Source organism: Rhodanobacter sp. DHG33, assembly GCF_014843005.1.
Taxonomy (GTDB): Bacteria; Pseudomonadota; Gammaproteobacteria; order Xanthomonadales; family Rhodanobacteraceae; genus Rhodanobacter_A.
Genome location: NZ_JACYXM010000013.1, coordinates 1 through 6,517, shown reverse-complemented (window position 1 = coordinate 6,517; position 6,517 = coordinate 1). Strand labels below are relative to the sequence as shown.

At 60.5% G+C, this 6,517-nt stretch carries 2 protein-coding genes; both read right to left on the bottom strand.

Going from position 1 to position 6,517, the window contains the following annotated elements; all coding sequences use genetic code 11:
* The coding region (locus tag IHE46_RS16660) for a non-ribosomal peptide synthetase (protein WP_192166044.1) at positions 1-4,799 on the bottom strand (4,799 nt) is incomplete at its 3' end.
* Positions 4,800-5,010: 211 nt separating this feature from the next.
* Positions 5,011-6,405 (bottom strand): serine hydroxymethyltransferase, encoded by a 1,395-nt coding sequence (glyA, locus tag IHE46_RS16655; protein WP_192166042.1) that lies wholly within the window; start codon positions 6,403-6,405, stop codon positions 5,011-5,013.
* Positions 6,406-6,517 lie beyond the last annotated feature (112 nt).

Here is a 6,517-nt window from a genome sequence, read left to right as displayed (position 1 = left end):
GGCTGGCCGTGGGCATCGAGCAGGTAGATGCGCGTGTTGGCAATTGGACGGCCAATCGGAACTGCAGGGGCATCAAAGTCAGGTGGGCAAGACCATGCGGTTACATCAATTGTCGCTTCGGTCGGTCCGTAGAGATTAATTAGCCCCTGTTTGGCGACATGCTGATATCGAGTCAATAGTTCATGACTTAGAGGCTCGCCACCACAAAACAAATAGCGGAGAGCACCAATGTCCATCTTTTCAAGATTGGATGGCATAGCGAGAAGGGACGGCACCATCTGGATGATGGTGACCTCCTGTCGGATTGCTATCGCAAAGATCGCATGGATATCTTTTTGTGCTGCTACGGGTGGCAAAACCAACCGTGCGCCAATGGCGATAGGTGTCCAAATTTCCCAGCCAGAGGCATCGAAGGCAGAGGAAGTTCGTTGCAGAAAAACATCAAGTGCATTGAAACTAAATTGCTTAGCCTGCCAGTTGATGTGGTTGACCAAGGAATGGTGCTCGACCATGACGCCCTTGGGGGAGCCGGTGGAGCCGGAGGTATAGATGACGTAGGCGAGGTGGGTGGAGGTGAGGCCCAGCGTTTGCGGATCGGGATCGACGACGGACTGGTGGGCCCACGTCGCGGGTGTACCGAGGTCGAGCACGGTCAGGTGGGCGATCGCCGTTTCGCCCAGGGCCGTTCGCCCTGCGGTATCGGCCAGCAAGAGCACGGGGGCGGCATCGTGCAGGACCTGGGTCAGGCGTTCAGAGGGATAGGCCGGATCGAGCGGGACATAGGCGCCGCCCGCTTTGAGGATGGCCAGGAGACCGACGACCATGGCTAGGCTGCGCTCGACACAGATCGCCACGCGATCGTCGGGTCGCACGCCGAGGTTGATCAGATGATGGGCGAGGCGATTGGCCTGGGTGTTGAGCTCGGCGTAGGAGAGGGACTGGTCCTCGAAGACGAGGGCGGTAGCCTCGGGGTGCTGCCGTACCTGTTGCTCGAACAACTGGTGGATGCACAGCTGGTCGGGGTAGGGTGCGTCAGTCTGGTTCAGGACGTTCAGCACATAGTCCCGCTCGTCAGCGCCCAGCAATTCGATCTCACCGACGGACAGCGTGACGTCGCTTGCAATCGCCTCAAGCGCACGCAACAGATAGCCACGATGGCGCTCGATCGTGCTGGCGTCGAAGATCGACGAGGCGTAGCCGAGTTCTCCCGAGATCGCCCCACCTTCCTCACGCAGGCTTAGTTCGAGTTCGAATCGATACGCGTCCAGTGGCACGACGCGGCGCGTCACCTCCAGGCCATCCAAGCACAGTTCACCTTCGTCGTGGCTCTGCCAGGCGAGCATGACCTGGAACAGGGGTGTGCGCCCCGGCAAACGCTCAATGCGCGAAAGTTCAACGACCCGTTCGAACGGCAGGTCTTCATGATCCTGAGCCTCGACCACGGTCCGACGGACGCGTGCAAGCAATTCGCCGAGAGAGGGATCACCAGAAAGATCGATGCGCAAAGCCAGCGTGTTGACGAAAAAGCCCACCAGAGCTTCTGTCTCCGCGTGGGCGCGGTGTGCAGTGACGCTACCAACCACTAGATCGTGTTGGCCCGACAACCTAGACAGCACGATGGACCACGCTGTGAGCACTACGCCGAACAGGGTACTGCCATGGCGACGTGCGATATGCCGTAGGCGAGAGGTGAGGTCGGTATTGATCGAGACGGCCAACATTTCGCCCCGCTGCGAAGGTTGCGCCGAGCGCGGTCGATCCGTAGGCAGTGTCAACGCCTGTGGCGCGTTCGCCAGTGTGCGGTTCCAGTAGTCGGCTAGTCTCTGCTTATGTTCGCCATCCAGCCAAGTGTTTTGCCATGCCGCATAGTCGGGATATTGCAGTGGCAGCGTTGCCAGGACGGGAACGCGACGAGCCTTCCAGGCCGCATACAGTTCGCCGATATCCTGTAGCAAAGGCGCGTAAGACCAGCCGTCTGAGACGATATGGTGTTGGGTGAGCGCGAGTACGGATTCCTGCTCACCTAAGCGAATCAGGCGTGAACGGACAAGGGTGTCGCTAGCTAGGTTGAAAGGTGCGTGTGCTTCTTCAGCGAGTATGGCCTTGAGCGCTTCAGCGATGTCAGCATGGCCGTGAAGATCGTGATACGTCAGCGGCATGGAGACACCTACCGGGTCGATTACCAGCTTGGGTTCTCCGCCTTCGTCGACAAATCGGCTGCGCAGGCTTTCGTGGCGATCCAGCACGCCGTTGAGCGCCGCAACCAGTGCTTCCTCATCCAGTATGCCGCGCAGGTGCCATGCGGCCGGCATGTGATAAGCCGCGCTAAGCGGATTCATCTGAGCAATGAACCACATACGCTTTTGCGCGGATGATAGCGGCGCGGGCAGGTTCGTCGATCTCGGTGTCGGCACACTATCGGCCGGCAAGGCGCGACTGTCGGCGATGCGTTCCGCCATTGCGGCGAGCGAAGGGGCTGCTATCAACTCGCCCAGACTGAGATCGATGCTGAAGCTGCGACGGATCTGGATGCGCAGACGTACCGTCAGCAGCGAATGACCACCGAGGTCCAGAAAGCTGTCATGCCGACCGATCCGGGACAGGCCGAGCAGGTCCTGCCACAGCTTTGCCAGCGTTTGCTCGGTATCACCCCTAGGAGGCTCGTAGGCGCGCCCCGCATATGCATCGTTACTGGGCACGGGGAGATTGCGGCGGTCAACCTTGCCATTGGGCGTCAGCGGCAAGCGCTCCAGCATTACAAACGCTTCGGGCACCAGATGGGAGGGAAGCCGCTCGGCTAGCCAGGCGTGCAATGAAGAAGGCAGGCTGCCTTCATCGGTTCCGATTGTCGGTACTACGTAGGCGACCAGTCGTCTGTCACCGACGGCATCGTGTGGTGCGCTGGCCAGGCAGGCGGCAATGGACGGGTGTTCGGCAAGCACGAACTCCAGTTCGCCGAGCTCAATGCGGACACCGCGGATCTTGACCTGGAAATCCATGCGACCGAGTAGTTCGATCGTTCCGTCGGGCATGTAGCGGGCAAGGTCGCCCGTGCGATACAGGCGCTCACCAGGCACGGACGGCCAAGGATGGGGAATGAATCTCTCGGCAGTGAGGGCTGGCTGGTTCAGATAGCCGGCTCCCATGCCTACGCCACCCAAATGTAATTCCCCAGGCACGCCGGGTGGCAGCAGCTCCAGGTTCACACCAAGGATCAAGGCGCTTTGATTGGCTAATGGCCGGCCATAGGGAATGCTGTGCCAATCGGGGTCTACCGTATCAACGGGATAGAAGGTTGTATCGATGGAAAGTTCCGTCGCACCACCCGCCGTGACGAAGTTCAGCTGCGGAAAGGCGGTGCGCGCTCGGTCGGGTTGCGAGAGCGGGATCCAGTCGCCACCAAGCAATGCCACGCGTAAACCATGGCGGTCATAGTCGCGCCCGACGACCGCCTCCAGCAAGGCTTCCATCAGAGCCGGAGCCGAGTGCCAGAACGTTACCGCCCAGTGCTGCATCAGATCCAGCCAGTGATCCGGGTCCCGGGTGCGATCGAGCGACGGGAAGACTACGCATCCGCCGGCGCGGAACATGCAGAAGATGTTGCAGACGGATATATCGAAGCTCAGCGACGAGACGCATAGCACACGGTCGTTCTCGCCAAGCTGGAGTCGGCGGCAATAGTCTTCGATATTGTTGATGCGACCGCGGTGGTTCAGCAGCGCGCACTTGGGCTGCCCGGTGGAACCCGAGGTATAGATCGCATAGGCGAATGCGTCCGAAGCTACCGCGAACGGTAGGGGCTCCCCGGACTGCCTCGCGATAACAGTCCAGTCCGAGTCCAGTGCAACGCGTGGCAGCTGTAGATTAGCCGTGGCGGTATTGCCCTTGCCCCAGGTAAGCAAGGCACACAGGTGTGCGTCACTAGCCATATAGCCGATACGGCTGGACGGGTAGTCGGGATCGATCGGCACATAGGCAGCCCCCGTTTTCATGATACCCAGCATGCCCACGACCGTTGCGGCCGATTTCTCCGTGCACAGGCCGACTTGCGAGCCCGATCCCACGCCCAGTGTGAGCAGATGGCGTGCCAATTGGTTGGCACGACGATCCAACTCACCGTAATTCAGCTCATCGTCATCGGCGACGACAGCCAGTCGTTGCGGGTGCGTCGATGCTCGGCGCTCGACCAATCCGTGCAACGTTACCCGATCGTCATAGGGCTCACGGGTATCGTTCCACTCGTGTAGCGCACGAGTCGCATAGCGGCCCGCCAACGTCGGCACCGCATGCAACATGGCGTCGGTATGTTTAGGTAGTGCCTGCATCAGCAGGCCAAGCTGTTCAAGCAACTCGGACGCCGCGACATCGCTGAGGCATGCATGTGCGTAATGCAGCGTGAGCTCGGCATCAAGCGTCCCTGCAACCGTCACAAAAACTGACGGGTGATGTCCTTCCGTGGCGTTGAAGCCGTGGGTATCCAGGTATACGGCAGTGTCGAACAGCGGCGAGCCCGGCTCGAAATCGGCCAACGCGCACAGACGCTCGGGGGACGTTGCGAGCCGGATAGCCACGTCCGCCGCGAAGGTGGTCACCGTGTCGAGGAAGTCACCCACTCGCTGCCAAGGAGCCACTTGCACGCGCAAGGGGCGATCACCGGCAATGCCGAAAACGACATCGTTCTCGCCACTGTATGTGGACAGCAGCCTAGCCCATGCCGCATAAGTGAGGATGGCAGGTGGAATGCCGGATACGGCACCACGAAGATCAACCTGGAGCGAAACTGTACCGTGTCCGCTCACGGAGCTGTCACCGTCGCGTCCAGTGCCAAGCCTGGTGGCCGTGGTCAGTCCTCTCAGATACACGCGCCAGAATGACTCCTCCTCAGCCGGGTGGGTAATGCAGCGTTCGGGGCTAGGAGCAGACTCGTGCACGGCGACTTCCTGTACATTTCGAGTGGACGCGAGGACCATCGTGCCAACCAGAAGAACGGCACGTCTTATGTCATGTAGGTCAGGGAGTGAGTGCCGCCTGGATTTGCACGGCATCTGCGGTCGGCCTGACCTGTGCCGCACCGTAGTCGTAGGGCAAGGGGAAGGTCCGGCAAAGTCCGCGCACGCGCTCGGTCACCTGCCCATGGATGCTATCGTCGAGTTCAAAGCCACTCTGACCGGTACTACGGGCGTGATGCAGAACGGTATCGATCAACTCGACCGCCTCCTGCATCTGCAGCCGGCCCATGCCGCGCAGGGACACGGTATTGCTGCCCAGCCGTAAGCCACTGGTGGTGGCTGCCCCCCGGTAGTCACCGGGGATCTTGTTCTTGTTCACTAAAATGCCGCAGTACTCCAGCGCGCGCGTTGCCGTTTCCCCACTGAGGCCGGGTGGAACGCGGAACAGCACCATATGATTGTCTGTGCCGCCGCTGATGACGTCGTAACCGCGCGCCAACAATGCCGCCGCCAATTCCGACGCGTTGGCCTGGATGAGGCGGGCCAGGTCGCGGAAGCCGGGTTCGAGCAGGCGCCCCATCGCACGGGCCTTGGCCGCGATCGAATGCACCTCGGGCGAACCCTGCATCAGCGGAAAGACGGCGCTCTGGATGCCATGCGATAGGCTACGGATGCCATCCGGTCCGATGGAATCCGCATCACGGCCCATCATGATCAAGGCACCCCGCGGACCGTAGAGCTGTTTGAAGGTGCAGGTGGTTGTGAAGTGTGCCGCATCGATCGGGCTCGGGTGGATGCCAGCAGCCACCAGTCCGGCGATATGCGTGATATCCGCGAGGACATAGGCACCAGCTTCTTCGGCGATCTCGCGGATGCGGTCGAAGTCGATCACACGAGTGTACGAGGTCGTACCACAGACGATCAGGCGCGGACGATGCTCTAGCGCACACTCACGCATCTGTCTGTAATCGAGCAGGCCACGCGAATCCAGGCCATACCCAACAGCCTTGTACAGCTTGCCGCTGAGATTGGCCGGGGCCCCGTGCGTAAGATGGCCGCCCTGATCCAGCGACATACCCAGGATCGTGTCGCCAGGGACCAGCAACGACTGCATCACGGTATGGTTCGCGAAACTTGCACAATGCGGCTGCACGTTGACGTAGCGGGCGCCGAATACCTGCTTGGCACGATCAATGGCCAACTGCTCAGCCTTGTCGACAAAGCGGCAGCCAGCATGGTAGCGCTTGCCAGGGTAACCCTCCGCCGTAACGTTGACGATGGTGCTTCCCGTGGCGGCCAGCACGGATGAATCCGATCCTCCGCTTGATGCGATCAGCGATAACGATTCCGATTGCCTTTGATGCTCGCCCTCAAGGATTTCGAACAGTTGCGGATCATCCTGACGCAACGTTTGAATACCTTGCGACAGGTAACGTTCGATATGGCTCTGCTTCATGCTGTTCCTCGAATGTCCGACGCGCCGTATCTTTCCAGCACTCCTTACACCGCTCCCCGCGGTGGCTATGTTGCTTCCCTAGGATGGAGACTGCAGGCGCATATGGGCTTGC